27 protein-coding genes are annotated in these 26,980 nt (G+C 34.7%); 6 read left to right on the top strand and 21 right to left on the bottom strand.

Annotation, left to right across the window (positions count from 1 at the left end; all coding sequences use genetic code 11):
* Nucleotides 1-32: 32 nt before the first annotated feature.
* Together hemH and H6W53_RS16485 are read right to left on the bottom strand one after the other, a co-directional pair.
* The gene (hemH, locus tag H6W53_RS16480; RefSeq protein ID WP_185208391.1) at nt 33-1,055 is read right to left on the bottom strand and encodes a ferrochelatase; all 1,023 of its coding nucleotides are present in this window, start codon (nt 1,053-1,055) and stop codon (nt 33-35) included.
* A 62-nt stretch (nt 1,056-1,117) separates the two neighbouring features.
* On the bottom strand, nt 1,118-1,996 hold the full coding sequence (locus H6W53_RS16485) for a NifU family protein (RefSeq protein WP_185208393.1): 879 nt from the start codon (nt 1,994-1,996) through the stop codon (nt 1,118-1,120).
* Between the two features lie 153 nt (nt 1,997-2,149).
* On the opposite strand from H6W53_RS16485, the gene H6W53_RS16490 reads away from it, so the two are divergent.
* The gene (locus H6W53_RS16490) at nt 2,150-2,686 is read left to right on the top strand and encodes a gamma carbonic anhydrase family protein (protein WP_185208395.1); all 537 of its coding nucleotides are present in this window, start codon (nt 2,150-2,152) and stop codon (nt 2,684-2,686) included.
* 150 nt (nt 2,687-2,836) lie between these two features.
* On the opposite strand, the gene H6W53_RS16495 is transcribed toward H6W53_RS16490, so the two are convergent.
* Nucleotides 2,837-3,277, bottom strand: coding sequence for a hypothetical protein (locus tag H6W53_RS16495; protein ID WP_185208398.1), 441 nt, complete (start codon nt 3,275-3,277; stop codon nt 2,837-2,839).
* A gap of 82 nt (nt 3,278-3,359) precedes the next feature.
* Here H6W53_RS16495 and H6W53_RS16500 point away from each other — a divergent pair, with 82 nt between their 5' ends.
* Together H6W53_RS16500 and H6W53_RS16505 are read left to right on the top strand one after the other, a co-directional pair.
* Entirely contained in the window at nt 3,360-5,486 is a 2,127-nt protein-coding gene (locus tag H6W53_RS16500; protein ID WP_185208400.1) for a helix-turn-helix domain-containing protein, read from the top strand.
* A gap of 131 nt (nt 5,487-5,617) precedes the next feature.
* The gene (locus H6W53_RS16505; protein WP_185208402.1) at nt 5,618-5,986 is read left to right on the top strand and encodes a hypothetical protein; all 369 of its coding nucleotides are present in this window, start codon (nt 5,618-5,620) and stop codon (nt 5,984-5,986) included.
* A gap of 2 nt (nt 5,987-5,988) precedes the next feature.
* Here H6W53_RS16505 and H6W53_RS16510 read toward each other — a convergent pair whose 3' ends face one another.
* The 7 genes from H6W53_RS16510 to H6W53_RS16540 form a co-directional block, all read right to left on the bottom strand.
* A complete protein-coding gene (locus H6W53_RS16510; protein WP_185208404.1) occupies nt 5,989-6,678 on the bottom strand; it encodes an endonuclease/exonuclease/phosphatase family protein in 690 nt (229 codons plus the stop codon).
* The gene (locus H6W53_RS16515) at nt 6,675-6,935 is read right to left on the bottom strand and encodes a hypothetical protein (RefSeq protein WP_185208406.1); all 261 of its coding nucleotides are present in this window, start codon (nt 6,933-6,935) and stop codon (nt 6,675-6,677) included. The genes H6W53_RS16510 and H6W53_RS16515 overlap by 4 nt, the downstream gene beginning before the upstream one ends.
* Nucleotides 6,936-7,070: 135 nt before the next feature.
* Entirely contained in the window at nt 7,071-9,713 is a 2,643-nt protein-coding gene (locus H6W53_RS16520; RefSeq protein WP_228457820.1) for a hypothetical protein, read from the bottom strand.
* Complete coding sequence (locus tag H6W53_RS16525; protein ID WP_185208410.1) at nt 9,700-10,476, bottom strand: GLPGLI family protein; 777 nt, start codon at nt 10,474-10,476, stop codon at nt 9,700-9,702. Before H6W53_RS16525 ends, H6W53_RS16520 begins: the two co-directional genes overlap by 14 nt.
* Nucleotides 10,477-10,529: 53 nt before the next feature.
* The gene (locus H6W53_RS16530; protein ID WP_185208412.1) at nt 10,530-10,811 is read right to left on the bottom strand and encodes a hypothetical protein; all 282 of its coding nucleotides are present in this window, start codon (nt 10,809-10,811) and stop codon (nt 10,530-10,532) included.
* A gap of 79 nt (nt 10,812-10,890) precedes the next feature.
* Nucleotides 10,891-11,154 (bottom strand): hypothetical protein, encoded by a 264-nt coding sequence (locus tag H6W53_RS16535; RefSeq protein ID WP_185208414.1) that lies wholly within the window; start codon nt 11,152-11,154, stop codon nt 10,891-10,893.
* A gap of 758 nt (nt 11,155-11,912) precedes the next feature.
* Nucleotides 11,913-12,389 carry a hypothetical protein gene (locus tag H6W53_RS16540; protein WP_087712353.1) on the bottom strand — a complete coding sequence of 159 codons (477 nt, stop codon included), beginning with the start codon at nt 12,387-12,389 and terminating at the stop codon, nt 11,913-11,915.
* Nucleotides 12,390-12,792: 403 nt separating this feature from the next.
* Here H6W53_RS16540 and H6W53_RS16545 point away from each other — a divergent pair, with 403 nt between their 5' ends.
* Nucleotides 12,793-13,797, top strand: a complete 1,005-nt coding sequence (locus H6W53_RS16545; protein WP_185208416.1) for an LLM class flavin-dependent oxidoreductase — start codon at nt 12,793-12,795, stop codon at nt 13,795-13,797.
* 68 nt (nt 13,798-13,865) lie between these two features.
* A complete protein-coding gene (gene ribB / locus H6W53_RS16550) occupies nt 13,866-14,987 on the top strand; it encodes a 3,4-dihydroxy-2-butanone-4-phosphate synthase (protein WP_076390916.1) in 1,122 nt (373 codons plus the stop codon).
* A gap of 118 nt (nt 14,988-15,105) precedes the next feature.
* Here ribB and fmt read toward each other — a convergent pair whose 3' ends face one another.
* The 5 genes from fmt to folK form a co-directional block, all read right to left on the bottom strand.
* Entirely contained in the window at nt 15,106-16,053 is a 948-nt protein-coding gene (gene fmt / locus H6W53_RS16555; RefSeq protein WP_185208418.1) for a methionyl-tRNA formyltransferase, read from the bottom strand.
* A gap of 100 nt (nt 16,054-16,153) precedes the next feature.
* Complete coding sequence (locus H6W53_RS16560) at nt 16,154-18,055, bottom strand: ATP-dependent DNA helicase RecQ (protein ID WP_185208420.1); 1,902 nt, start codon at nt 18,053-18,055, stop codon at nt 16,154-16,156.
* Between the two features lie 79 nt (nt 18,056-18,134).
* Nucleotides 18,135-19,592, bottom strand: a complete 1,458-nt coding sequence (locus tag H6W53_RS16565; protein ID WP_185208422.1) for an OmpA family protein — start codon at nt 19,590-19,592, stop codon at nt 18,135-18,137.
* Nucleotides 19,593-19,633: 41 nt separating this feature from the next.
* Nucleotides 19,634-20,749, bottom strand: a complete 1,116-nt coding sequence (locus H6W53_RS16570; RefSeq protein ID WP_185208424.1) for an outer membrane beta-barrel protein — start codon at nt 20,747-20,749, stop codon at nt 19,634-19,636.
* 17 nt (nt 20,750-20,766) lie between these two features.
* Nucleotides 20,767-21,186: a 2-amino-4-hydroxy-6-hydroxymethyldihydropteridine diphosphokinase gene (gene folK, locus H6W53_RS16575; protein ID WP_185208426.1), complete on the bottom strand. Its 420-nt coding sequence runs from the start codon at nt 21,184-21,186 to the stop codon at nt 20,767-20,769.
* A gap of 19 nt (nt 21,187-21,205) precedes the next feature.
* Here folK and sppA point away from each other — a divergent pair, with 19 nt between their 5' ends.
* A complete protein-coding gene (gene sppA / locus H6W53_RS16580) occupies nt 21,206-22,963 on the top strand; it encodes a signal peptide peptidase SppA (RefSeq protein ID WP_185208428.1) in 1,758 nt (585 codons plus the stop codon).
* 78 nt (nt 22,964-23,041) lie between these two features.
* Here sppA and H6W53_RS16585 read toward each other — a convergent pair whose 3' ends face one another.
* The 6 genes from H6W53_RS16585 to lnt form a co-directional block, all read right to left on the bottom strand.
* Entirely contained in the window at nt 23,042-23,311 is a 270-nt protein-coding gene (locus H6W53_RS16585) for a GlsB/YeaQ/YmgE family stress response membrane protein (RefSeq protein ID WP_076390923.1), read from the bottom strand.
* A gap of 63 nt (nt 23,312-23,374) precedes the next feature.
* Nucleotides 23,375-24,328 carry a signal recognition particle-docking protein FtsY gene (ftsY, locus tag H6W53_RS16590; protein ID WP_087712363.1) on the bottom strand — a complete coding sequence of 318 codons (954 nt, stop codon included), beginning with the start codon at nt 24,326-24,328 and terminating at the stop codon, nt 23,375-23,377.
* Nucleotides 24,329-24,524: 196 nt separating this feature from the next.
* Entirely contained in the window at nt 24,525-24,674 is a 150-nt protein-coding gene (locus H6W53_RS16595) for a DUF4295 family protein (protein WP_087712364.1), read from the bottom strand.
* A gap of 20 nt (nt 24,675-24,694) precedes the next feature.
* A complete protein-coding gene (rpmG, locus tag H6W53_RS16600; RefSeq protein ID WP_027379950.1) occupies nt 24,695-24,877 on the bottom strand; it encodes a 50S ribosomal protein L33 in 183 nt (60 codons plus the stop codon).
* 3 nt (nt 24,878-24,880) lie between these two features.
* Nucleotides 24,881-25,123, bottom strand: coding sequence for a 50S ribosomal protein L28 (gene rpmB, locus H6W53_RS16605; RefSeq protein ID WP_002976757.1), 243 nt, complete (start codon nt 25,121-25,123; stop codon nt 24,881-24,883).
* Between the two features lie 192 nt (nt 25,124-25,315).
* Nucleotides 25,316-26,950, bottom strand: coding sequence for an apolipoprotein N-acyltransferase (gene lnt / locus H6W53_RS16610; RefSeq protein WP_185208430.1), 1,635 nt, complete (start codon nt 26,948-26,950; stop codon nt 25,316-25,318).
* Nucleotides 26,951-26,980 lie beyond the last annotated feature (30 nt).

A 26,980-nucleotide genomic window follows, 5' to 3' on the forward strand; every position in this document is an offset into this window, starting at 1 on the left:
TCTTCTTTATTGTTCTTGAGATTTAAAAGGTACTATACCAGATAAAACTCATGAAGTTTTTCCTCGCAAAGTGTTTTTACTACTTCAATCCATCGGTCTTCATCATTAAGACACGGAATGTAATGGAAACTTTCTCCACCGCCGTGTAAAAACTGCTCTTTTCCTTCTACGGAAATCTCTTCCAGTGTTTCCAGACAGTCTGAAACGAAAGCCGGACAGACAATGGCTAGGTTTTTTACTCCTTTCTTAGGAATGGTTTCAAGTGTTTCATCGGTGTAAGGTTCGATCCATTTGTCTTTTCCTAATCTTGACTGGAAAGAAACAATGGTTTTTTCCTTCGGAAGATTCAGTTTTTCAATTACCAGATTGGTTGTTTTAAAACATTGGTGACGGTAGCAAAACGTATGACTCGGATTGCTTTCTCTGGAACAGCAGTCATTCAGATTACATGTTTTCGTAGGATCGGTTTTATAAATATGTCTTTCCGGAACACCGTGATAAGAAAACTGCAAAGCGTCGAAATTTTCAGGAAGTTTTTCTCTGATGCTTTCTGCTAAACAGTTGATGTAAATATCGCGATCGTAAAAAGGCTGAATATAATTGATCTTTACCTTCGGAAACTTCTGTTTTCTTACTTCTTCTGCTTTTTCCACCACCGTTTCTGTTGTACTCATTGCATACTGAGGATACAGCGGGAAAAGTACAATCTCGGAAACTCCCTGATCTACCAGTTTCTGAATTCCGACTTCAATACTCGGCTGCGCATATCTCATCCCGATTTCCACAGGAACATCCACCACTTTCTGAAGTTTCTTCTGAATTTTTTCTGTGATCACGATAAGCGGCGAACCTTCGTCCGTCCAAACCGTTTTATATGCTTCCGCAGATTTTTTCGGTCTTGTGTTCAGGATAATTCCCTGTACCAGAAGCGCACGGAAAAACCAGCGGTAATCGATCACTTTTTCATCCATCAGGAATTCGTCCAGATATTCTCTTACATCATTTACTGCCGTAGATTTCGGCGAACCAAGATTTACTAATAAAATTCCTTTCATAAAATATAAATAATGAGCAATGGGTAACGAATAATTAAAATATTACTGATTGCTTATGTTTTTTATCCGTTTACAGCTTCCACTTTTTCTACTAAATCCGGAACAAACTGTTTTAAAATATTTTCAATTCCGCCTTTTAGCGTAGCTGTTGAGCTTGGACATCCTGAACAGGCACCCTGTAAAAGCATTTTTGCGGTTTTGTTTTCTTTGTCATATTCCATTAAAGAAATTTTTCCGCCGTCGTTTTCTACTGCAGGAGCCACGTATTCATTTAGTATATCAGAAATTTTCTGTTCGTCGTCTGTATATTCTCTGTTGATGATTTTTTCAACCGGATTTTCATGCTTTTGAGCTTCAATATTTGAAATTTCGCCTCCGTTTTGCAGGTATTCTGCAATTAATGCACGAACCGTCATCATTACCTGATGCCATTCTACATAATTATCTCTCGTAACTGCCACAAAATTATCGGAAATAAAAACTTCCTTCGCAAAATCGAATTCATTGAAAATTGCCTGAGCTAAAGGAACGCCTTCTGCTTCATCTCTTGATTTTACCTCTACAAAACCTTCGAGCAGTAATTTGTTCGAAACAAATTTCATTACATTCGGGTTCGGAGTCATTTCCGCATAGATCTGGTACATTTCTTTCTTCTTCTGAAGATAAATTCTCGGATTTGCAAGCAATTCGTCTTCAATTACATTTTTAAGGCTTTCTGCCACGTGTTCCCATTCTACCGTATCCTGTTTTGCAACTGCTACAAAATTTGCCGTGATGAAAATTCTTTCCACAAACGGATAATTGAAAAGCTCCTGAGCAATCGGAATTTCTGAAATATCTGAATCTCTGTCCAACTCCAAAGATCCCGGAATGAGATTGTAATCTGCTACAAATTTCATCACTTTCGGGTTTTCGGTTGGCTCTATAAGTATCGTACGCATTTTTTCTTTAAATTTGAGATACAAAAATACGCAATTAGAACTAAGAAGCCGGAAGTTGGGAGTTAGATTTTTGCTATCACTGTAATTTACAATCTATGATTTCAATCGATCATTTTCAACTTGGCGCATTATAAAATTTTCAAAATAAAAAATATGGCACTTATAAAAGAACTTTTAGGGAAAGTCCCACAAATAGGAGAAAATACATTTTTAGCAGAAACAGCAACCATCATTGGAGATGTTACGATGGGAAAAGACTGCAGCATTTGGTATAACGCGGTGATTAGAGGAGATGTTCACTACATCAAAATGGGGAATAAAGTAAATGTTCAGGACAATGCAATGTTACACTGTACCTATCAGAAACATCCTCTGAATATCGGAAATAACGTATCTATTGGTCACAACGCAATTGTTCACGGATGTACCATTAAAGATAATGTGCTTATCGGAATGGGAGCAATTGTAATGGACGACTGTCTTGTGGAAGAAAACTCGATTATCGGTGCCGGTTCTGTGGTAACGCAGGGAACCCATGTGAAATCCGGAGAAGTTTGGGGCGGTGTTCCGGCAAGAAAAATCAAAGATATTAATTCGCAGCTTCTGGAAGGGGAAGTGAACAGAATTGCAGATAATTACGTAAAATATTCTTCATGGTATAAAGAAAACGTGAAGAATGTAGAAGGATAAGCTTTAATTCAATGATGAATGGTGAATTTGCTTCGCAGGTAAATTTTCACAATAAATTCAAATTCATGAAAATAAAAAAGCATTGCTGAAATTTTCAGTAATGCTTTTTTATCCTTAATGAAATTCCTGATAGAATTTTATCATAGTTTTTTAATAAATCAGTTCAGCTTTGCCTTTTATACATTTAATTGCTGTTGGAGGATTTACCATCATGCAGTCCGACATGATTCCGTATTTTTGGTTAAAAGCTTTTACTTTTTCAGTATAATCATCAATTCTGTTTAGAATACTTTCCTCCATTTTTTTAGGATAGGCAATGTACAGTTGAGGTCCGCCGCAGGATTTAGCACCCATCGGAGCGAAAGCCCATTCAGTTGCATCCGTACATTTTTCTTTCGTGACTTCAGATTCAATAGAAACCCGAATTCTGTCGAGCTGTGCCTGATCGTATTTCTGGCTGCTTTCATCGGCAGGTCTTTCTGCGATATCCTGAGGAAGATTGGCATTCGCTTCTTTTGCGGTTCCGCAGGAAACAAATACTACCGAAATACTGAATAATACAGCAGAAATATAAGAAAGAGGTTTTAGCATAATTACTTTTTTCTGTTTCAAAATTTTCAAAACTTATGCCAAGATAAGGATTTTAAGTTTCATTTCCGTAATTTTGACAGCGATGAACAATCATTTTTTTGACTTAATAGAACATACCAACCGAAGCGTATTTTTAACGGGAAAAGCAGGAACAGGAAAGACGACTTTCCTCAACGATTTTGTAAAGCGTACCAGAAAAAAACACATCGTTGTTGCTCCTACAGGAATTGCAGCCATTAATGCAGGTGGCGTAACCATTCATTCTATGTTTGGACTGCCGCTGAGAACGTTTTTACCGACCACGGAAAGAATCGATACCAGTCTGGCAAATAATATTGCAGACCTGATGCCTCATTTCAAATACAGAAAAGATAAGCTTAAACTTCTGCGTGAAGTAGAGGTGATTATTATTGATGAGGTTTCCATGCTTCGATCCGATGTCCTGGATATGATGGATTTTTCTCTGAGATTTATCCGTAGAAATAATCAGCGTTTTGGAGGGGTTCAGATGCTGTTCATCGGGGATTTGTATCAGCTTCCGCCGGTTGTGAGGGATGAGCATATTCTTAAAATGTACTACAATTCGCCTTTCTTTTTTGATAGTCATGCGATTAAGGAAATCCCATTAATTACCATAGAACTTACTAAAGTTTACCGTCAGTCGGATGAAGATTTTCTTGCCATTCTGAATGCGATCCGTGACGGAGATATTACGAATATAGATTTTGAAAGGCTAAATGAAAGATATGATCCGGATTTTAATTCCGGAGACGAACCTTATGTTTATCTCTGTTCACACAATAAAATGGCAGACGATATCAATCAGGAAAAACTCGACGAAATAAAAATAACTTCTAAAACCTACGAAGCGAAACTTTTCGGAGAATTTAAAGAAAATCAGTTCCCGAACGAACAGTTTTTAGACCTGAAAATCGGAGCGCAGATCATGTTTATCCGAAATGATATTTCCGGAGAAAAAAGATATTTCAACGGAAAGCTGGGCGAAATTTCTGCGTTGGACGAAAACGAGATTAAAGTAATTCTGGATGGAAGCGAAAGAGAGATTACCGTAAAGCGTGAAGTCTGGGAACAGAAAAAATATTTTCTGGATACCGATAAGAATATTAAGGAAGAAGTTTTGGGGAGTTTCGAACAGTTTCCGATAAAATTAGCATGGGCGGTTACCATTCATAAAAGTCAGGGTTTAACCTTTGACCGCGTGATTATTGATGCCGGAAAGAGTTTTACAGCAGGGCAGGTGTATGTTGCTTTATCGCGTTGCCGTACTTTGGAAGGGATTGTTCTGAAATCTAAAATTACGCCTGAAGTTATTTTCAAAGATAACAGAATCCTTCATTTTCATTCTGATACAGTTGCCAATGATCAGGTAGAAGGGATTTTAAATAACGAAAAATACGATTACAGCATCAGGAAAGTGCTTCGTGCGGTCGATTCTCAATGGCTTTTAAAGGAAATTGAAGACTGGAACAATCTTTCAATCGTTACGAAAAGTCTGGATCATCTTAAAACGAAGCAATTATATAATCAGTTAAAACCTGAAATCGTTAATCTCGGAAAGATTTTCGAAAAACTGGAAAGGGTTATTTCCCAAAAGGTGAACAATTTCATTGAGCAGAAAGAAGAATGGTCTGGAATTGAAAGCAAAACCAAAGGTGCGGTGAATTTCTTTTTTACCGCAATCAGAGATAAGGTTTTCAGTCCGCTGAAAGATTTTTATGCCGAAATTAAAGGAACAAAAGGTCTGAAACAGTATAACGAAGATTTCCGGGTTTGGCTGGAAGATATTGAAGAATATTTAAACAGTTTAAAGGAAATTCACTTGCTGGAAACCAAGCTTCTGGATGAGATCAACAACAAGGAAGTGACTATGAAAGTCGCAAAAGTTCCGTCTCAGGTTCTTACGTTCCAGTTGTTTGAGCAGGGAAAAACCATCGGGGAAATCGCTCTGGAAAGAGGTTTGGTGAAAGAAACCGTGATTGGTCATCTGGCGAAATTTGCCGAACAGGGATTGCTTGATATTTCAAGAGTGGTTACTTCAGATAAAATAAAAGCCTTTGAAGATATTTTCTACAAAGATCCCAAAGAAACTTTAACGGAGTGGAAAAATGTTCTCCCAAGTGATTTTGAATTTAATGAAATCAGGATTCTGATCAATCATTTTAATTACCTGAAGGAGAAGAATCAATAAATATTGCTGATCTGTCAGCCACAAACCTCACAGGTTTTTAAAACCTGTGAGGTTTTTTTATCATAATTTTTTTTTGGAAGAATAAATTCCTGATGAATTTTTGTATTTTTAGGTATTAAATCCTCATCACAATGAAATATCTATTTACTTTTTTGTTTGCATTTTTACTGAATGCAGATCACGATTCTAAATTCAATTACGATCTGCTCATTGGTTCATGGTCGCAGAAATCCATTGCGAACAGCAATTCTACCGGAATATTCACCTTTAAAAAAGACAGTACGGCAAGTCTTGAAATGATCGATCAGGCTTCCAACGGAATGATTGGCGGAATGACCGGTCCTTATAAAATTGAAAGAACCAAAGGAAATTTGAAAATTACGTTACTGGGAAAAGAAAAGACATTTGAAATTCAGGAACTGAGCAAAGATGTCTTGGTAATTCAGAATAAAAAAGAAGGTAAGGAAAAACAGATTTTTAAACGGTACATTGATAAATAGCTTTAATTTAAGATTGTCATAAAAACGCCTTTATGATCACTCACTACATTTTTATCCACAAAAATTCCGCATTCTGTATCGTCTGAAAAACCTACGGGAATAATAATGTGATCAATATTTTCTTCAATTTTTGAGGTAGAATTGATTAAGTTTAATTCTTTAAATAGACTTTTTAAAGTTTCCGTTGTGCTGGAACTGATTGAAAATCGTTCTTCACCTTTTCGGAAGGATGTATTAAAATCACCAACGATAAAAATATTTTTGTTCTCTGCATAAATTTTTCGACAGTCTTGAATGGTATTCTGCAATTCAATATCAACAAAAGGTTTTCGGTTAAACCAAGTTCCGATAATGGTACAATAGAAAACAATTTTTCCCAATTCTGTTTCAAATTCCAAAGCGAGATTGGTTTTATCATCCGTCACAGCATATTTTTTCGAATAGGGAATTTTAGAGTATAAAATTGTCCGGAAAGCTTTTTCTCCTTTTAAATATTCCGAATAATTGAGATTTTCATAAACGGTGTTCTCAGGAATCGGCGAACAGAGATATTGATACGGAAAATTTTGAAGATCAAGATCAATGGCTTCCGTGAGAATAAGAAAATCGAAATCAAACTGATTGAGAAATTCCGCGGTTCCTGAAGGTTTCTTTTTTCTCGCCCAATCGATGTTGAGGGTTGCGATTTTCAATATTCTCTGTTTAAAATTAATTTCCGTTGATTGTTTTCAAAATAACTTGCATGAAGACTTGTATCTTTGAAAGATATTTCTTCATTTTCTATTTCATTAAATCTTTGCTTATCGGTCTTTGCAAAATCAATCAGCGTAAATGTATTTTCGTCTAAAATGGTGAAATCAACAAGTTTTAAATATTCAGGAACAGATTTTCTGTCGATCATAATCTTTCCGTCGCCAAACTGATGTCTGTCCTGTCCATTTTTCTTCACTCCGGAAACCCAATATTCTTCGCCCGTTTCAATATCAAAATGATTTCCTGAAATACCGGGAATTTTAAGTTTTTTAAGAGCCTTATTATTACAATACTCAGGTTTTAAAATCTTTGAGATTTTCTTTGATTAGTTTTAAAAAGTATAGGAGGCATTTATCATAAAATATCTTTGAATCAAATTGCTTTGAAAAATAGTTGTAGAGAAATCTGATGTTTCAACTTGGGAAAACATCTTTTTATTTAAAATATTTTTCGCATAAAAACTAAAGTCTAAAATTTTGTTTGGAGTAAACCTAAGTGTAGCATCTAAAAATAAATAATTGCCTTTCTTTTCTAAATTTGGAATGTGGTAATCAGATGATAGTAAGATAAACCATTTCTTTTGAGGTTTTATTATAATTTTAAATGTGTTCTGAATCGAATTGTTTTGAAACTTTTCTGATTTATCACTGGTTGCAATATTTTGAAAAAATTTAAATTGATTTTCAAAATTAATTTTTATATCAAAAGCTGTTTTGAAGAAAAATTCAGATGTTAGATTTTTTAATTTATTATTTCTTAAATCAGAATTGTTTATAATGTTCTTATAATTTGAAATTGACCAATCAGAAGAAAGTCTTACTGAGCTTTCAATATTGGGGATGTATTTTTCAATGAAAAAATTGAAAGTCATATTTTCGTTTGATTTTGGAAGGTAGAAATAATTTACAGATGTTGAATTTTCTAAAATATTCAAATTTGAAAAATAACTTCCATTGTCTTTATTGTACAAGAAACCTAATCGAAATTGGAATTGCCGATACAAATTGTTAACAGAGTAAAACAGATTATATGATAATGTTTTTTTTATTTCTAAAGATGGATTGCTACTAATTATATTTCGAGGTGTCGTAAAAAGCTGTTTAATAAGAAAATACTCTTCAGAAAAAGACTTTTGCGTAAAATTAACTGAAGAAAATAAAGCAGATTTGTCATTTAGCTTATACTTTAGAGCTAATGAAGGTTCGATTAGAAAATCATTTCTTTGCTCAGAAATATTATCTAAACTTTGAGTAAAGTAATTTGCTGTAAATGAAGGTGAAATCTTAAAATCACCATATTGAATATGGTAAGCTCCTTTAAGCCAGATGTTGTTTTTATCGTACGAAAAATCATTAAGATAATTCACGTTAGAATTATTATTTACATAAGAAATAAAAGGATTCTTCTCTAAATCAATACCTGTGGAGAAGGCATAATTAGTTTTAGATGTACTTCCTAAAAATGTTCCCTGAGTTGAAAATATATTTTTCTTGAATCTACTAAACTGTGTGTTGAAATTGGTTAGTGAATCTATTTGTAATGATGGAGTAATAGATAAATCTTGAGGTGTTTTATTATAGCTTTGAAAAACTTGTATTTGAAGTGCTTTTTTCTCTGATAGTTTTTGAGTATAAGTTACATCTTGGCGTAGTAAGAATGATTCAGACTGCAACTTTGTATCAAAAGATGTCGTATTATTTTGTAAAACAGAAGAAAATGTATTTATATTTTCTTGGCTTAATTTTGCTTTGTATTCTAAAAGCGACTTTTTGGAAGTGTTAATTTTTAATTCAATGTCACCTCTGTATAAAACAGGCTTCTTTTTTGTTTCGTATAAGTCAGAGGTTGTAAAAGTATTGTCTGTAGTAACAATTTCATTTTGAGAAAATTGTGTTTGTAAAATTCTATCTTGGATATAGTATAAATTAGTTTTTAAACTTACTTTTTTTCCAATTTTAAAAATACTATTGTAATTTCCGAAAATGGAATTGTTGATATTTGCTCGGCTATCATCTAATGCACTTGTGAAAATAGATTCAGGAATAAGTTTTTTAGCCATAAAATTTCTTTCCGCAGCTTGTTCAGTATTAAAATTAAAACCGAAATAGTCAAAAGGAGTGTTGTTTACACCGACATTATTATACGAAAATGTTCCAAATGACTTGTAGTTTTTAGAAATCGCTAAAATGTTAGTCCCTACATTATAGGCTTGGTTGTTATCTGAGAAAAAACCACTGCCATAATCCATATTTCCTGAGAAATCCATTTTGCCTTTCTTTAGTTTTAAATTTAATGCAACTTTATCACCATTTTCGATACCTTTAAGCAATGGATTTGCAGAGTAATTTTCAATTGCTTGTACTTGTTCAACCATATCAACGTTGATATTCTTTGTTCCTAAAGAATAATTAGAGCCAAACAAATCGTCTCCTTCTAGTTGAACTGTTTCAATTGATTTTCCTTTATACTTTATCTCTCCTGATTTTTCATTAACCTGAATGCCTGGTAACTTCTTAATAATATCTTCTATTTTTCTTTCAGAGCCGTCACGATAAGCTGAAACATTATAATTTACTGTATCTTCTTTAATGATAAAAGGCTTTTTATTTGAAGTAATTACAACTTCTTTAATGTCTTTTACTTGCTCTTTAGTCAATTCAAAGTCTACATTATATGTTTTGTCTTTCTGAGGGTTTTCAATAGTATGTCTTTCTATATTATAGCCAAAAGCATTAACCTCAACAATTACTTTTTTATATTCTCCTGAAAGTTTTATTTTATAAGTGCCGTTTTTAGCAATAGCAAATTCGCTAATATCATCAGGTTTTTCTCCATTTTTAATGATGATATTAGCGAAAATATTTTCTTTAGATATTGACTCTTTTACGCTTCCTGTAATAATTTGTGTAAAAAAAAGATTGTAACTAAAAAAAAATAAAGAGAAATAAATGTATTTAAGATTAATTATTTTCATCTTTTTTACTAACATATTCCATGTTTTCAAACTTCAAATCGAGTTCAATCTCTGCTCCTTGTTGACTTGCTATTGATTTGTAAAATTTTACTTGCTTTCCAAAATCCTTTTCAACAGTTTGCACATATCCGTCCCAATTAACTTTAGAATATTTAGTATCAGGTTTAAATGAGATATTAGCATTTTCTGCATTTAAAACTAATTTAGTAGCTTCAATTTTTATTTGTGAACTATCGTCAGTAATTTCTAAAATCAATCCTGGAAGTCCTTGAAATTTCCAAGGTCCATCTGAAACAGGAATTTTACTTGTAAACCAAGCTATATAATTTCTTCCTCTGAAAGAAGTTGTTGCTTTTTTACAGCTATAACCTAAAATCTCTTTTGTGTTGTTTTCAATTTTCCAATTGAAAGAAGGTAGTTGCTCGTCAACTACAAAAAAATTATTAGGATTAAAACCGTTGATAACCGACATTAGGTTATTTTTTTTAAAGTCTTTAAAAACTACTCGATTTTCTCTTCTCTTCTCTTGTATTGTGTAGACAGGATTTCCACTATTATCATAACTTGTTCCTTTAGAGTCTTCTGTACCTTGTTTATCATTGATTTCAAAAAGAGAGTTGTTGCCATCATTTTTTAATGACGATTGTAAATGTAATCCTAAATTATAAGATTCATAGAAATCATAATTGACAATAACCGCTTTATTTTGACCAAATATTGTTAGACTACAAAAAAGAAGTAAGAATAATATTTTTTCTCTCATTTTAAATTTGATTTAAAACAAGTTGCTCTATCATAGACAGAGCAAACTTGAATTTACAATTTATCTTCTAAAAGCATCATAGTAATAGTTGCCATCGCTTGAGAACAAGTACTCGCCGTAACTGTTATTGTACCAGATGTTGTACCATTATTGTATGTTGCTTTCACTGTACATTTACCGCCATCATAAACAACAGAATCAATAGTTGCTCCTTTTACATTAAGCAATTTTGTCAACTCTGTTTTGTTAATTTTATTGATTGTTTTGCTTGCTGTATTAGCAAACCCGAATGTAGTTCCTGTTAGAAGGAACATACCGAAAATTACTTTTTTCATGTGTGTGTAGTTTTATTATAAATGAAAATTGAACAAAGTTTATACACATTAATCTACATTTGGTGTTTAATAAATTCCGTTATTCTCCTTGTGCTAACATGGTTGTTATTATCATAGCAGCTTTTGCACATGTTGAAGCGGTTACTGTAATTGTACCGTAGTTACCATTGCCATTATTGTAACTTGCTGTTACTGTACATTTTTGACCGTCTTCTGAGTATTTAATTGATGTGATTTTACACTCTTTGCCTTTAACATCTAAAATGTTAATGCTTTCTGTGCTGTTAGCGAATCCGAATGTAGTTCCTGCTAAAAGGAACATACCGAAAATTACTTTTTTCATGTTGTGTATTGTTTATTTTAAACATTGAATCAAAGTTTATACACATTAGATCCTTAATCGGTGTTGCTTGCAAGCATATTTAATCATCTTTCCTTTGCATTACGTACTACAAAATACTCAATGTTTAAATCGATTTACTGATTATTTATTTAGTTTTTAATCATTAACGTATCAAAACTAAAAATATTTTCCATAATTATACTACCAGTGATAATTTTTTATGAAACTTTATGATTTAAAAAAAGAAAGCGTGGTACTGTACACTATCTGTTGGTTAGGTATCGACAAACACCCACATACAAGATAGGACAGTCCACGCCATATAACGTGAACCGAAACCTATAATGACCCTGTATGTTTGTAAATTTGTCGATTTTAACCAACCGGGTATTATAAATAACGCTTCTTTATTTTCTTTCGCAAATATAAAATAAAAAATTAATTTGCAATACTCATTTTCTATTCATTAGGTGTATTTACTTTTAAATGCTCTTTTCTTCAAATATTTTAAGTATTTACAACAATAAAAAAATCAGGACAGTTAATAAAACTACCTGATTTTATTTTTTCTAAATTTTTGATGAAAATAGCTAAAATTTTCAACAAATTATCTAAAGATTTGCCTGAAAGACTTAAAACTTTAGTTAAAAAACCTAAACGGAATGTAATAAGACTTAAACAGAACGTAGAAAGGCTTAATCAGGTCTTTTGTTCACCTTAACGTTTAGGTTTTGAGTTTTTACTTATACTATATTACTTTATTTTTCGCCTTCAGGCATATTATTTTTTGCTGTTCTTGGGAAAAACTGTTTCAGGTCTGCTACTTTTTCTGCAAAGCCAATTACTTCTCTTCCTTTTTTGTATTGAGAGTATGCATAATCGTCTAATGCATCATTATAATTATCGTAATCGTGTAAAATCTTGGTACTTTCCATTTGATATACCAAACTGGCTAATCTTTCTTTTCTAGTTTCTAAGAAAGTTCTTGCCTGATAATCGCTTTCAAATTCATCCCAGTCTACATCATCTGCACTCAACTGAGGTTGGTTCATTTTATAATCTCTCACTTTGTTCACAAAAAGTTTGTTCTGCTCATTTATGGTTCCGTAAAGTTTTCTTTGTTCGGCATTTAAAGCAGCCAGTTTTCCCTGAAATAAGGCTTCTAATTCAACAATTTTGGCATCTATTTGTGTTTTTAAATCGTTGGTAAGTTGTGTCTGAATAACGTTTTTCATAATTTATAAATTTTTGTTCAAATGTATTAAAAATCAATTAATTTTTAACAAAATCATTATAATTTTAAAAAATAACAGTTTTTATTAATTTTTTATTGTGAAATAATTAAATTTTAAATATTTTAAACTTAATATTGATATGAATAGAAAATTATACTCACTTGCTGTAATTTTATAATACGCTTTCATGGATCTGAAGTTTTCGGGAGCAGATTGTGTTTCTAAAACAATTGCAAAAAGTAAATTTCCCCCATAGTTTTTCCCTGAACCTCACCATTAATCTTATCGATTACAAAAAGTAACTAATGCAGTTTATTAGTCTTATCTTTGTTGTGTAAAAATTTAAAATAATGAATCGACAAAAGTTTTATGAAATGCTTTTGTCTAAACAGAATATCCCGATATGAAAAATTTTGAAATATCAGTATTGGATCTTGCCCCTGTAAAGCAGGGAAAAACTGTTCATGATACTTTTCAGGACAGTTTATCATTAGCCAGTCATGCTGAACATTTAGATTATAAAAGATTCTGGCTTGCCGAACATCACAATATGGAAAGCATTGCCAGTTCTGCAACCTCCGTTCTGATTGGTTTTATCGCCAACGGAACAAAAAAAATAAGAGTCGGTTCCGGAGGAATTATGCTTCCGAACCACAGTTCATTAGTCATTGCCGAACAGTTCGGAACCTTAGAATCTCTTTTTCCCGGCAGAATTGATCTTGGTTTGGGAAGAGCTCCGGGAACGGATGGTTTAACCGCTCAGGCTTTGGGAAGAAATCCTGCAATGATCAATCAGCAGTTTCCAAGACAGATTTTAGAATTACAGAAATATTTTTCCGAAGAAAACCGTGATGCTTTGGTTCGTGCCATTCCGGGAGAGGGACTGGATATTCCGATGTATATTTTAGGTTCCAGTACAGACAGTGCTTTTTTGGCAGCAGAATTGGGACTTCCGTATGCTTTTGCGGGGCATTTTGCGCCGGAGCAGATGGAAATGGCTTTCAATATTTACAGAGAACATTTTGAACCGTCAAAATATTTAGATAAACCTTACATCATTGCCTGTGTCAACGGAATTGCAGCAGAAACTTCGGAAGAAGCTCATAAAATGTCCACAACATTGTTTCAGGCTTTTATTAATATTATCCGAAACGACAGAAAGCCTTTTGCACCGCCGGTTGATGATATGGACGACATCTGGTCGCCTATGGAAAAATCTATGGTTTTGCAGAAACTGAGATATACTTTTATCGGAAATCAGAGTGAAATCGAAGAAAAGCTGAAAAGTTTTCAGGAAAAATTTAATGTGGATGAACTGATGATTAATTCCCACATTTACGATCGTCAGAAAAGACTGGAATCATACAGTATTTTCAGAAAAGCCAGAAACTCCGTATTTAACGAATAATAAAGAATTTATAATATTGGGAGATGCATATTTTTATAAGTATCTTTGCACAAATTTAAAAAGTAAAAATGTCTGATATTAAGTTAAATACTATTCCAGAGGCAATAGAAGACCTTAAAAATGGTAAAATAATCATAGTAGTGGATGATGAAGACAGAGAAAACGAAGGCGATTTTCTTTGTGCGGCAGAACTTACAACACCTGAAATTATCAACTTTATGGCGCTTCACGGAAGAGGTCTTATCTGTATGCCGCTTCCTGAAAAAAGATGTGATGAGCTTGGTCTTGAAGTAATGGTAAGCCGAAGCAGCGATCCGAAAGAGACCGCTTTCACGGTGTCTGTAGACCTTTTAGGAAACGGAACTTCTACCGGAATTTCTGCAAGCGACAGAGCGAAAACCATTCTGGCTTTGATGGATGAAAAATCTAAACCGACAGATTTTATGCGTCCCGGTCATATTTTCCCATTGAGAGCAAAAAAAGGAGGTGTTCTGAAAAGAGCAGGACACACAGAAGCGGCAATTGATTTAACTTGTCTTGCCGGTCTTAAAGAAGGAGGCGTAATCTGTGAAATCATGAATGAAGACGGTTCGATGTCTCGTTTGCCGGAGCTTTATGCTTTTGCACAGAAACACGATATGAAAATTGTTTCCATTGAAGATCTAATTCATTATCAGCTTAAAAAAGGAAATCTTATTGAAAGAATTGAAGAAAGAAAAGTAAAAACCGCTTACGGAGATTACGATTTCTTCGCTTTCAGAGAAACTTCCAACGATCAGATCCATTTTGCTTTAACGAAGGGTTCCTGGACTGTTGATGAGCCTGTTTTGGTAAGAGTTCAGTCATCAGATTCTTATTTTGATGTGTTAACGAGACTGAATAACGGCGAAAAACCTCAGTTGGAAAAAGTAACCTCTATGGTGAATGAAGCAGGAAAAGGAGCCATTGTTTTCATTAATAATGTTTCCAGCTCTGAAAATACATTAAGAAAACTTCAGCAGTTCCTGAATTATCAGGACGGACAACAGCAGCATCCTACTTTAGCATTCAATTACAGAGATTACGGTATCGGAACACAGATTCTTAAAAATCTCGGAATTAATAAATTTAAAGTAATCACCCAGAATCCTAACGTAAAACCTCAGGTTGGCGGATATGACGTTGAGGTAACGGAAATGGTGCAACTATAAAATGTGAATTGTTAATGGTCAATTTTGCTCTGAAAGTGAATTTTTAATGCTAAAATTGATAATGAAATGAATTCACTGTTGACAATTCACTTCGACGAAATAAAAATGGCTTGAGAAATCAAGCCATTTTTATTTCGTCGAAATTTCTGAAACCGTTCAGAAAATCTTTGATGTTCATTCTCTTTTTTCCTTCAAGCTGTAATTCTGATGGAAAATATTCGCCGTCTTTGGTAAAAATCTTAAATCCGTTTTTAGAAATTTCAAGACTTCCGGCTGTTTTTCCATGATCTGAAATTTCAAATTTTCCACCGAAAATTTTAAGTCCTTTTTCTTCTTCGCCTATCTTTAAAGTGGTGAAAGCTGCAGGATAAGGAGACATTCCCAGAATAAACTGATGAATTTCTTTCGAATTTTTTGTCCAGTCGATTCTTGTATCTTCTTTAAAAATTTTAAAGGCATTTTTCGGATGCTCAACTTCCGGCTGCGGTTTTTCGGTAATTGAATTTTCTGCCAATCCGTCTAATGTTCTTACCACAAGCTCAGAGCCCATTTCCATGAGTCTGTCGTGAAGGCTTCCCGCATTTTCATCTGGTAAAATAGGGAGTTCTTCCTGAAGGAGAATATTTCCTTCATCTATTTTTTCATTGATAAAAAAGGTTGTAGCTCCGGATTTTTCTTCTCCGTTGATAATCGCGTAATTGATCGGCGCCGCACCTCTGTAATCGGGGAGTAAAGAAGCGTGAAGGTTGAAAGTTCCCATTTTTGGCATTTCAAACAAAACTTTCGGCATCATTCTGAAAGCGACCACCACAAAAACATCGGCTTCCAGTTTTCTTAATTCCTCTAAAAATTCGGGATTTCTCAGTTTTTCCGGCTGAAAAACAGGAAGATTATGTTCTACGGCAAAAACTTTTACCGGAGACTGATTGATTTTCTGCCCGCGTCCGCTCGCTTTGTCCGCAACCGTTACAACGCCTACAACTTCGTGATGAGAATGATGAATGGCTTCCAGAGAAGCTTTGGCAAACTCCGGAGTTCCTAAAAATACAACTTTCAATGATTTCATACTGCAAAGATAAGGTCTTTGAGGAAGGATTGAAAGATTTGGTTTTAGAATTGAGAGTCAGGATCAGAAAAATATAATCTTAAGCTTGCTGTGAAGCATTTTAAGCCAAAGCATACGTTCTGAAATTCAGCATTTTTACTTTTCCGGTATCCAGCAGAAAAATTAAATTTTCCAGAATATTCTCTTTGGAATGATAGCTTAGCTGGATAGAAAGTTCTTCAATCGTTGCCGGTCTTTTACTCAGCAAATTGAGGATTTGGTGTGAAATATTTTTCCCGAAAATCGACTGTTTATTTCGCTCACAGACAGAACATTGCCCGCAGTTTTTAGCGTTTTTTTCACCGAAATAGTTGAGAATGAGCTTCATCTTACAGTATTTTTCATCTTCGATGTAAAATTTCATCTCTTCCCACTTTTGGATTTTATTTTTCTGAATATGTTCAAAAAGTTTCCAGTACACAGAGCTGTTTAATCTTTCATCTCTTGGTTTCAGGAATTTTATGCTTGATAAAGCACCGTCAATATATTCCACATAGCCTTTTTGCTGAAGTTCTTTTAATCGTTCTTTGATTAATTCGACACTGGATCCGATTTTTCCGCTTACCTGCTGTTCGCTGAACATCACTTTATGTGTAGTAATTCCGGAAATGGTACGAAGCATCAGTTCTAAAAAATAGGCATCTTTTCTGGGCAACTGATCAATTTCATGGGCTTCCATCAATAACTGAAGCGATGATAGACTTTTATGTTCGTTGAAATAAATTATTTCCTGATTGTGAAGAAAATTGAGAACATTTCTGATCTTCGCATTCGAAAGTTTCGTGAAATTATAAATTCCGTTGATATTCAGTTGAAAAACTTTTTCCGGAAGCTCAAATTCGGCAACCTGAAAAATAGAGTAGAGGTAAGTAACGATCTTTAAAAACTCGGCTTTATTGGGAATCTGGTTTTTTAAAATTTGGTCAAAGTTTAAAATTTCCTGCTTATTCCAAAGCAGAAATGCGAAACTTTCTTTTCCGTCTCTTCCGGAACGCCCGATTTCCTGATAATAATTTTCAATGGATGGAGCAGGAGAGTAGTGCAATACAAAGCGTACATTATCTTTATCAATTCCCATCCCAAATGCATTGGTGGAAATTAAGACATGATTATTGCTTCTGTTCCATACTTCCTGTTTCGTGTTTTTTTCTTTCGTGGATAAACCAGCGTGAAAATAATCTACATTTTTAAGCTGATTTTTTTTCAGAAATTCACTGAGGAGTTCGGCTTCCTTTCTTGTTCTCACATAAACAATTCCTGCTTCATTCGAGAATTTTAAAATATCATATACTTTCTGAAATTTATCCGAAACTTCTTCCATGAAAATTTTGATGTTGTCTCTTTTAAAACTTTTCTGAAAAACCTGCGGATTTTTTAGTTCCAGTTTTAATTTTATTTCCTCCAAAACTTTTGGCGTAGCAGTTGCCGTTAAAGCCAGACATGGAATTTTAGGATTATTTTTTCTGAATTCTTTGATATTCTGATAACTCGGGCGGAAATCCTGTCCCCATTCTGAGATACAGTGCGCTTCATCTACCGCGATGAAAGACAGTTCGATTTCTTCAATATTCTGGAGAAACTGCTTATTGGTGATTCTTTCAGGAGAGACATACAGCATTTTTGTCAGTCCTTCTTTGCATCGGTCATAGATATTTTCAGCATCATATTCATCCAGTTCCGAAGACAGATATTCTGCTTCGATTCCTCTTGATTTCAATTGGTTTACCTGATCTTTCATCAATGCCAATAAAGGAGAAATGACCAGACAGGTTCCTTCTTTTAATAAAGCGGGAAGCTGATAACAAAGAGATTTTCCGGCTCCTGTAGGCAATAGGACAAGAGTATCTTTTTCATTAATGACAGAATCTATAATTGCTTCCTGAGAATCGCGAAAACCATCATACCCCCAAAAATGTTTCAGGGTTTTAAATTTTAGCTCTTGAAAATCTTGCTGAGAAATCATAGGATAAAAGTAATAAAAGTATTCTGACAAAAAAAGCCACGCAATGCATGGCTTTTATATATTTAATAATAAATTTTTATTATTTAGCTTCGAAGTAAACTCTTCTGTTTGCTCTGTTTTTCCATTCAGGACATTTCGTAGCAGGGTCGCATTCAGGATATTTAAGGTCTTTTTCACCTCTACCTACTGCGTTTAATTTACCAGACTGAACTCCGTTTTTAATTAAATAATCTTTTACATTGTTCGCTCTTCTTTCAGAAAGTTTTTGGTTGTATGCATCAGAAGCTCTTGTATCTGTTGCTCCAACTACTGTGTAAGATCCATTAGAAGAATTAATATAATTTACGGCGTTGTTAAGAATTGGAGTATTAGAAGGTAAAATTCTGTCTGAATTCAGATCAAATTCAATTCCTTCCAAAGTTCTTGTAGAATCAGTTACAGGTCCAACCGGAGTTGTAGTTGTAGGACAACCTTGATTTTCAACCGGTCCAGGAACGGTTACACACTTATCGTATAGATCAATAACACCGTCTAGGTCAGTATCAAGAGCTACACCCGCACCGTCCACTCTTGCACCTGCAGGAGTATCAAGCTGTCTGTCCCAATCGTCGCAAACACCATCGTTATCAAGATCTCCTTTTTTACAAACTTCGATATCCTGATTTTTGTTAGCCAAAACATCTAATTTATAATAGATCTCCTGAAGCGGATCGTGCCACATTAAGTGAGATTCGTGTTTTCCAAGTTTTAAAGAAACCCCTAAAGTAGCGTTGAAGAAGTTATCAGAAACCTGCTCTTCACGTTGGTTGATCGTGCTGTATTTGTCTCCTCCACCGTCAAATTCATCATCACCGGTAACGGCATACATTACTCTACCTTCGATATCGATTCTTCTGTTTACTTTAAATTTCAAACCGGCACCTGCCTGAGCAAACATAGATCCAAGTTGAAACGGCTTAATTTCCGTTACCAGTCTTTGCCCTTTATCATCTTTCTGATAAGCTCTGTAAGCTAAAGTTCCGATACCTGCATATCCATGTAAAGCCCATCTGTAAGGAGAATGGTTATCCACTCTTCTGAATAGGTTTGAGAAGTTAATGTCTCCTAATAATGAGATTGCATCATATTGCGTTCTTGCAGCTACACGTTGATACGCTGAAGCGTCAGAAGGCGCAGAATCTTTTGTATTAAACCATCCCTGTCTCGTTTCTCCTCTGTCGTATTGTAAATTAAGACCAAAAGCGTGAGTAATGGCTTTATCAATACTTACATATGCAGAATAACCAAAAAGATTTTTACCGTTTCCGCTTTTTATAGATGTTAAGTCTGCAGATTGAACTAATGGTACACCAGCACCGAAAGAGATTGCCCAATCGTTAAATCTTTTAGATTTATTTGTAAACGGGGAAACATTTGCAGAGCCCGAAGAAAACGTATTTGGATATTGTCCGTTTGAAACTACTGCAGTTGAGTCCTGTGCAAAGGCAACTGTAGGAACAGTAAGTGCTAATGCAACAATTGCTAAACTTAATTTCATAGTGTATTTTTTATTTAGTTAATTAAATGATTTAGTTATAATTATTTGGCTGTAGTAGGACAACCTTGATTTTCTACCGGTCCGGGAACCGTTATACACTTATCGTATAAATCGATTACGCCATCCAGATCCATATCTAAAGCAACTCCGGCTCCGTCTACTCTTGCTCCTGCAGGAGTATCAAGCTGTCTGTCCCAATCGTCGCAAACACCGTCGTTATCAAGATCTCCTTTTTCACATACTACAAGTTCCGTGCTTTTGTTTTCCAGAACATTGGTTCTGTAATATGCTTCCTGTAAAGGATCGTGCCAAGCCAGATGAGAATTGTGTTTTCCTAGTTTGAAAGAAACACCTAAGTTCACTGTCCATGCATTATCAGATCTTCTTTTATCAAGCATATTATACTTTGATACTTTAGAAGTAACATCATAATCTGCAGGACCTGCATTACCACCACCGTCGAATTCGTCGTCTCCACTGATGATGTACATCGTTCTTGCTTCAATGTCGATAAGTTTTGAAACTTTATATTTCAAACCTGCACCAAGCTGATAATAAATTGAGTTGATGTCTAACTTTTGGTTAATGAATAACGGAATTCTTGCAGGAGTAGTGCTCCATCTGAATTCATTATTATCATATAAAGAAGTATTGAAATTCATTAAACCAACACCGGCATAACCATGCAATGCCCATCTGTAAGGAGAATGATTGTCTACTCTTCTTAAAAGATTAGAAAAGTTAACATCTCCCATTAAAGCAATCTGGTTATATTTCGTTTTGGCTTCTGCCACTCCGGCAGCTACACCTGCAGCTCCTTCAAGCTGTCCTCTCTGATTTGTTTCTCCTCTCTGATAAATAAGGCTGATTCCTACAACATGGGTAATCTGTTTGTCTAAACTCACATATGAATTGTAGCCCCAGTTGATTTTTTTATCTGTAATAGACTTCAGATCGGAGTGAACCATAAATGCAGCACCTCCACCTACTGATACAGACCAGTCGTTGAATCTTTTTGCTTTTGTGTCGAAAGGTTGAACATTGGCAGAACCTGAAGAAAATGTATTGGGATACTTATCATTTGAAGTAACAGCTATACTATCTTGTGCATAAGCAGCAATAGGCAACGTAGCCAATAATAATAAACCTAATTTCATACAATATGTTTTATGTTTTATTTGATAAAATTGCTTAATAATGTTTTTGAAAATTCTCTTTCAAAAAGATGCTTTTTGTGAGGGATTTCCAATCTTTCTGAGACAAATTTTAGTTCATTATAGGTAACGATATCTATGTCTATTACTCTATCAGAATATCCTCCTGAAGCTTTAGAATCGTTAGCTCTTCCCATTTCTTTTTCAATACTTTTAACAAAATCAAGCAGTTGAATTGGCGAAAGACGAGTAAACATTATCAGTGCAATATTACAAAAAATATTAGAACTGGCAAATTCTACGGGCTCGGATATTAAAAATTCACTTAATTTTAATATTTCATTTCCACCATTTTGCAGTTTTTTTATAGCGGTTTCAAGATTTTTTTTTTGATCTCCAAGATTACTTCCGAGTAACAAAACGACTTTATGTTGCGACATATTGTAAAATGATTGATTTATGAAAAGCTTTTTTAAAAATGTACTGGCAAATATAGTGGCTATTGTCATTTTAGGCGCTGTGTTTTTCTTCTTTTTTATCATCATGCTGGTGTTCAGCGCAATGGGAAGTGAGAAATCTGTGGTTGTAAAGAAAAATTCTGTCCTTACGATTAATTTAAAAACTAATATAATAGACAGTCCTACAGAAGAGCAGAAAGGCCTTTTTAATATTAGTGAACAGACAAAAAATGTGTTGATTTATGATGCTATTGAAGCCATCGAAAAAGCAAAAACCGATGATAATATTAAAGGAATAAGCATTGAAGCCGATTATTTAAATGCAGGAATTACTCAGATTGACGATCTCAGAAATGCCATTCAGGATTTTAAAAAGAGCGGCAAATTTGTTTATGCTTATGGAAATACGGTTTCTCAGGCTGCATATTATTTAGGGTCGGTTGCAGATCAGTATTATCTTAATCCTTCCGGAATGATCGAACTTAAAGGTTTGGCAACTGAAGTCGCTTTTTATAAGGATTTTGCCGATAAATATGGAATCGGGATTGAAGTTATCCGTCACGGAAAATTTAAATCTGCGGTTGAGCCTTTTTTAAGAAATGATATTTCTCCAGAAAATAAAGAACAGCTAAGCACACTTTTAAATGATATCTGGAAAAACACTTCTTCAAGAATGGCGGTTTCCAGAAAGATCGATACGGCTCAGTTCAGAACGGTGGTCGATAGTTTGTACGGAATGATCCCGGATTTAAGTTTAAAATATAAACTGGCGGACAAATTAATTCAGAAAACAGAATACGATCAATTAATTAAATCGAAATTAAATTTATCAGGAGACGATAAGTTAAATAAAATTTCTTTAGGAAAATATATTGCTTCTTATTCTGATGATGAAAAATCGGGAGACAGAGTCGCGGTTTTGTATGCTTCAGGTTCCATTAACGGAGGAGACGATTATAATGATATCCATTCGGAAAAATACATTAAATACATCAAGGAACTTCAGGATAACGATAAAGTAAAGGCGGTTGTTTTCAGAATTAATTCTCCGGGAGGAAGTGCAAATGCTTCGGATGAGATTTTATTTGAATTACAGCAGTTGAAAAAGAAAAAACCATTAATTGTATCTTTTGGTGACTATGCCGCTTCAGGAGGATATTACATTGCAATGGCGGCAGATAAAATCTATTCGGAACCTAATACGCTTACAGGATCTATCGGCGTTTTCGGAGTGATTCCTTACTTCAAGGATATTGCAAATAAAAACGGAATCCGTTCCGATATTGTTTCTACCAATGCCAATTCTCAATATTATTCTTCTTTAAACGGAGTTACGCCTTACGGAGTAAGCTTAATTACCAGAAGCGTGGAAGGTACTTATAAAAGATTCGTACATTTTGTAACGCAGAACAGAAAACAGACTTTTGAACAGATCGACAGTGTAGGAGGAGGAAGAGTATGGAGCGGAACCAGAGCCAAACAAATCGGTCTTGTAGATGAATTGGGAACATTGAATGATGCTGTGAAATTTGCCGCTCAGAAAGCTGGTTTAAAGTCTTACGCAGTTTCTTCTTATCCTAAAAGCATGACGCCTTTCGAGCAGATTTTTAAAGATCTTAATGAAGAGGATATCTCTGCAAGAGTGGTAAAAAGTAAAATTGGAAAAGCAAATTATGAACTTTTAGAGCAGATCGTAGAAGAAAGAAAACTACAGTCTGAAGTAAAAATGGAAATGCCTTACCAGATCAAAATCAACTAACTAAATTATATATTGTACAAAGAAACGGCGGATTTGAAATTCAAATCCGCCGTTTTAATTTTTTATGGCTAATTAAACTTAGCTTTTTTTGGTAAGCATTCCGTAAATCCACAGAACGATTAAAGCGCCTCCCACTGAAAAAATAATGGGCCAGAAGTGAAACATTCTTTCATCGCTTGCTCCGCCTCCGCCAAATATGGCATTGGCAATAAACCCGCCGACAAAAGCTCCGATGATTCCTAAAATACAGGTCATTAGCCAACCCATATTTTGTTTGCCAGGCATTATCATTTTAGCCAAAGCACCTACAACCAGTCCGAAAATAATCCAAAGAATAAATGTGAACATAATAATTATTTTTTTAAAATTAGTGTTAATAGATACAGCTAATTTATAAAAAAATATGAGCTGTTATCTTTTCTTGAAAAAAGAATCTACAAACTCCGTACCATTAAACAACTGCAAATCCTGCATCTTCTCTCCAACGCCTATATATTTTACAGGAATCTGGAACTGGTCTGAAATCCCGATCACAACGCCTCCTTTCGCAGTTCCGTCAAGTTTGGTTACCGCTAAAGCATTAACTTCCGTAGCGGCTGTAAACTGTTTTGCCTGTTCAAAAGCATTCTGACCGGTAGAACCGTCAAGAACCAGTAAAATCTCATGAGGCGCATCCGGAATAACCTTCTGCATTACTCTCTTGATTTTAGAAAGCTCATTCATTAAATTGATCTTGTTGTGAAGTCTTCCTGCCGTATCAATAATAACCACGTCTGCATTTTGGGCAACGGCACTCTGTACCGTATCAAAAGCAACGGAAGCCGGATCTGAGCCCATCTCCTGCTTTACGATAGGAACTCCGACTCTCTGGCTCCAGATTACTAGTTGATCCACCGCAGCGGCTCTGAATGTATCTGCCGCTCCTAAAACCACCTTTTTCCCTTCTGAAGTAAACTGATGTGCCAGTTTTCCGATAGTGGTTGTTTTTCCTACGCCGTTTACCCCGACAACCATAATGACGTAAGGCTTTTTGGAAGTGTCGATATTTCCGGTTCCGGCGTGTGGATTTTCAAGCAGAAGACCTGAGATTTCTTCACGAAGGATTTTATCAAGTTCGTTTACACCAACGTATTTGTCTCTTGCAACGCGCTCTTCAATTCTTTCTATAATTTTGATGGTGGTAGATGCTCCGACGTCGGATGCAATGAGTACTTCTTCAAGATCATCAAGAACTTCATCATCTACTTTGCTTTTGCCGACTACGGCTTTCGTCATTTTTTCAAAGAAACCCTGGCTGGATTTTTCCAATCCTTTATCTAACGTTTCTTTTTCTTCTTTTTTAAAAATATTCTTAAACCAACTCATCTTATGAATTACGGAATTTTATGTTTTAATGATGGAAGCGAGAGATGGAGGATTAAAGTTTACAATCTTACTTTACAATGATATGTAATAAACTTCCTGCATCCAGCTTATGACTTCCAGATTAGATTAAAAGCAAAGATAACAAAAAAACTACCCAAAATATGAGTAGTTTTTTATATTGTAAATAAAGTGGAGATTATTTTTTCAAATAACCGTCAACTTCGTCTGCATTCATTACTTTTTCTTCGAAAACGTAAGCTCCTGATTTTGGAGACTTTACCATTTTCACCACTTTGGTCATTTTTTTAGACCCGGTTTGTAGGGTTGCTACTACTTTCTTTGCCATGGTAAATTATATTTTATAAATTACTTGATTTCTTTGTGAACTGTAACTTTCTTAAGAACAGGATTGTATTTTTTCAATTCCAATCTTTCTGTAGTGTTCTTTTTATTTTTTGTAGAAATGTATCTGGACATTCCTGGCATACCGCTTTCTTTGTGCTCTGTACATTCAAGGATTACTTGAACTCTATTTCCTTTTTTTGCCATGATTTAGTTCTTTTTTATCAATCCGTTTCTAGTAGCTCTTTCAATAGCTTCCTCGATTCCAATCTTGTTAATCACTCTCAATCCATGAGCTGATACTTTCAGTGTTACGTGCTTATCTTGCTCCGGAAGGTAAAATTTCTTCTCTAATAAGTTAATTTCAAAACGACGCTTCGTTTTGTTATTAGCGTGAGAAACGTTGTTACCAACCATTGCACGCTTTCCTGTTATTTGGCAAATTCTTGACATATCTCGATGTTCTTATTTGTACTATAATATTTGAGTGTGCAAAATAACGAAGAATTTTTCAGATAGACAAATCTTTTACAAAATTATTTATAAATAACTTATACATTAATCGTTCAGATTTTATGTTAATGTCACTCTCAGTACGTGTTGGCTTTAAGAATGATAGTATTCATATCCGGAAAAGAAAAATTTTTAAGCCTTTTTTTTCTTTCTCTGAAACCAGCGGATTAAAAAATAAAACAGCAGAAATCCTAAAGCAAAAACAGAAAATCTCGACAGAAGATCTCCGGATCTTGCGTAAAAAGTCATCCCGTCATACAGGTTTATTTTAGAAAATAAAGCCGTTTTATCACCGTAAAAAGTATCTTCCATGATTTCCCCTTTCGCATTAATATGCGCAGAAATTCCGCTGTTTGCAGCTCTTGCGATTTCTCTTCGGGTTTCAATAGCTCTTAATTTTGCGTAGGAAAGAAGCTGTTTATGCCCTTCTGTAACGCCCCACCATGAATCGTTGGTCATGATGGCTAAAAAATTCGCCCCTTTTTTTACATACTCTCCCGTAAATTCTCCGTAAATGCTTTCATAACAGATGATCGGTGCAATTTTTCCTTTGTTGAAAGGATTTGAAAAAGCAACCCTTTCTTTATCGGTTCCCAAAGAAGCTACCGTTCCGCCCAGATTAATCATTGCATCGCCTAGAAGAGGCTTTAAATAATTCATATAAGGGAAAATTTCCACACCCGGAACCAGCTTTCCTTTATGATATACTTCTACTTTCTGGTTCGGAATAACCTGCACCGCCGAATTGAAACTTTCTACCCAAAGTCCCGTATGAATCTGGTAAGCTTCTTTTGGCAGATTGTTTTCATTTGTAAAAAAACGATGCGAAGAAATTCCTGTTGCGAAAACCGAACCCGGATGTTGTGCTAAAAATCCTTTAAGATTGTTTAAAATAACACTCTTTTCAAAAGCGGTTTCCGAAATAGAACCTCTTCCCGGAAGCGCAGTTTCGGGGGCAATGTAATAATCTATTTTTGTTTTAGAATTTCTTTCGGCAAGGCTTAGAAGATCGTTTTCGATGGTTAAGCTGTCCTGCGTATATTTTTCTGCATACGGATCCAGATCAGGCTGAAGCATCAGAACATTAACGCTTCCGATGGGTTTTTCATCAAAATTATTATATTTCACCACAGAAATAATCATCGGAATAATGATTAAAGCGGCAACAATGGAGGTGTTTTTAATAAGTTCTTTTCTTTTTCTCCCTGCTTCCCAAATTCTGATTGTATAGAAAATCAGGACGTTAATTAATAAAATCCAGAAACTTCCGCCGGTCGCTCCTAAGGTATCATACCATTGTATAAGTTTAGGATAATCGGAAAAAACATTTCCCAGATTCAGCCATGGCCATGTTAATTCCCATCCTAAATGGAACTTTTCAAAGCTCATCCAGATCGCGATCAGAAATCCTAAACCCCAATATGTTCCCTGTGCATTTTTGTACCAGTGATAACATTGGAAAACCAATGAATACAGGAAAGAATTGACCAATACCGGAAATACAACCGCCATCATAGAATGGCTTCCGTCCGGATTTTTGGAACCATAAAGCCAGCCTGTTGTTACTACATTCCAGATCACAAAACAGAGGTAGGAAAGTCCGAAAACCACCCAGCTTTTTCTGCTGTAATCTGAAAATTTGGAGACGCCGTGCTCCATCATCAAAAGCGGGACAAGCGCAAAAAATATAAAAAACGGAACTCCGTAAGTAGGCCACGAAACGGACAAAAGCATCGCTGAAATGAGCGTAAGTAAAACGTATTTCATTAAATTGATTTAACATACAAATTTAATGTT

The organism is Chryseobacterium sp. C3 (genome assembly GCF_014218905.1).
In the GTDB taxonomy this organism is placed as follows: domain Bacteria; phylum Bacteroidota; class Bacteroidia; order Flavobacteriales; family Weeksellaceae; genus Chryseobacterium; species Chryseobacterium mucoviscidosis.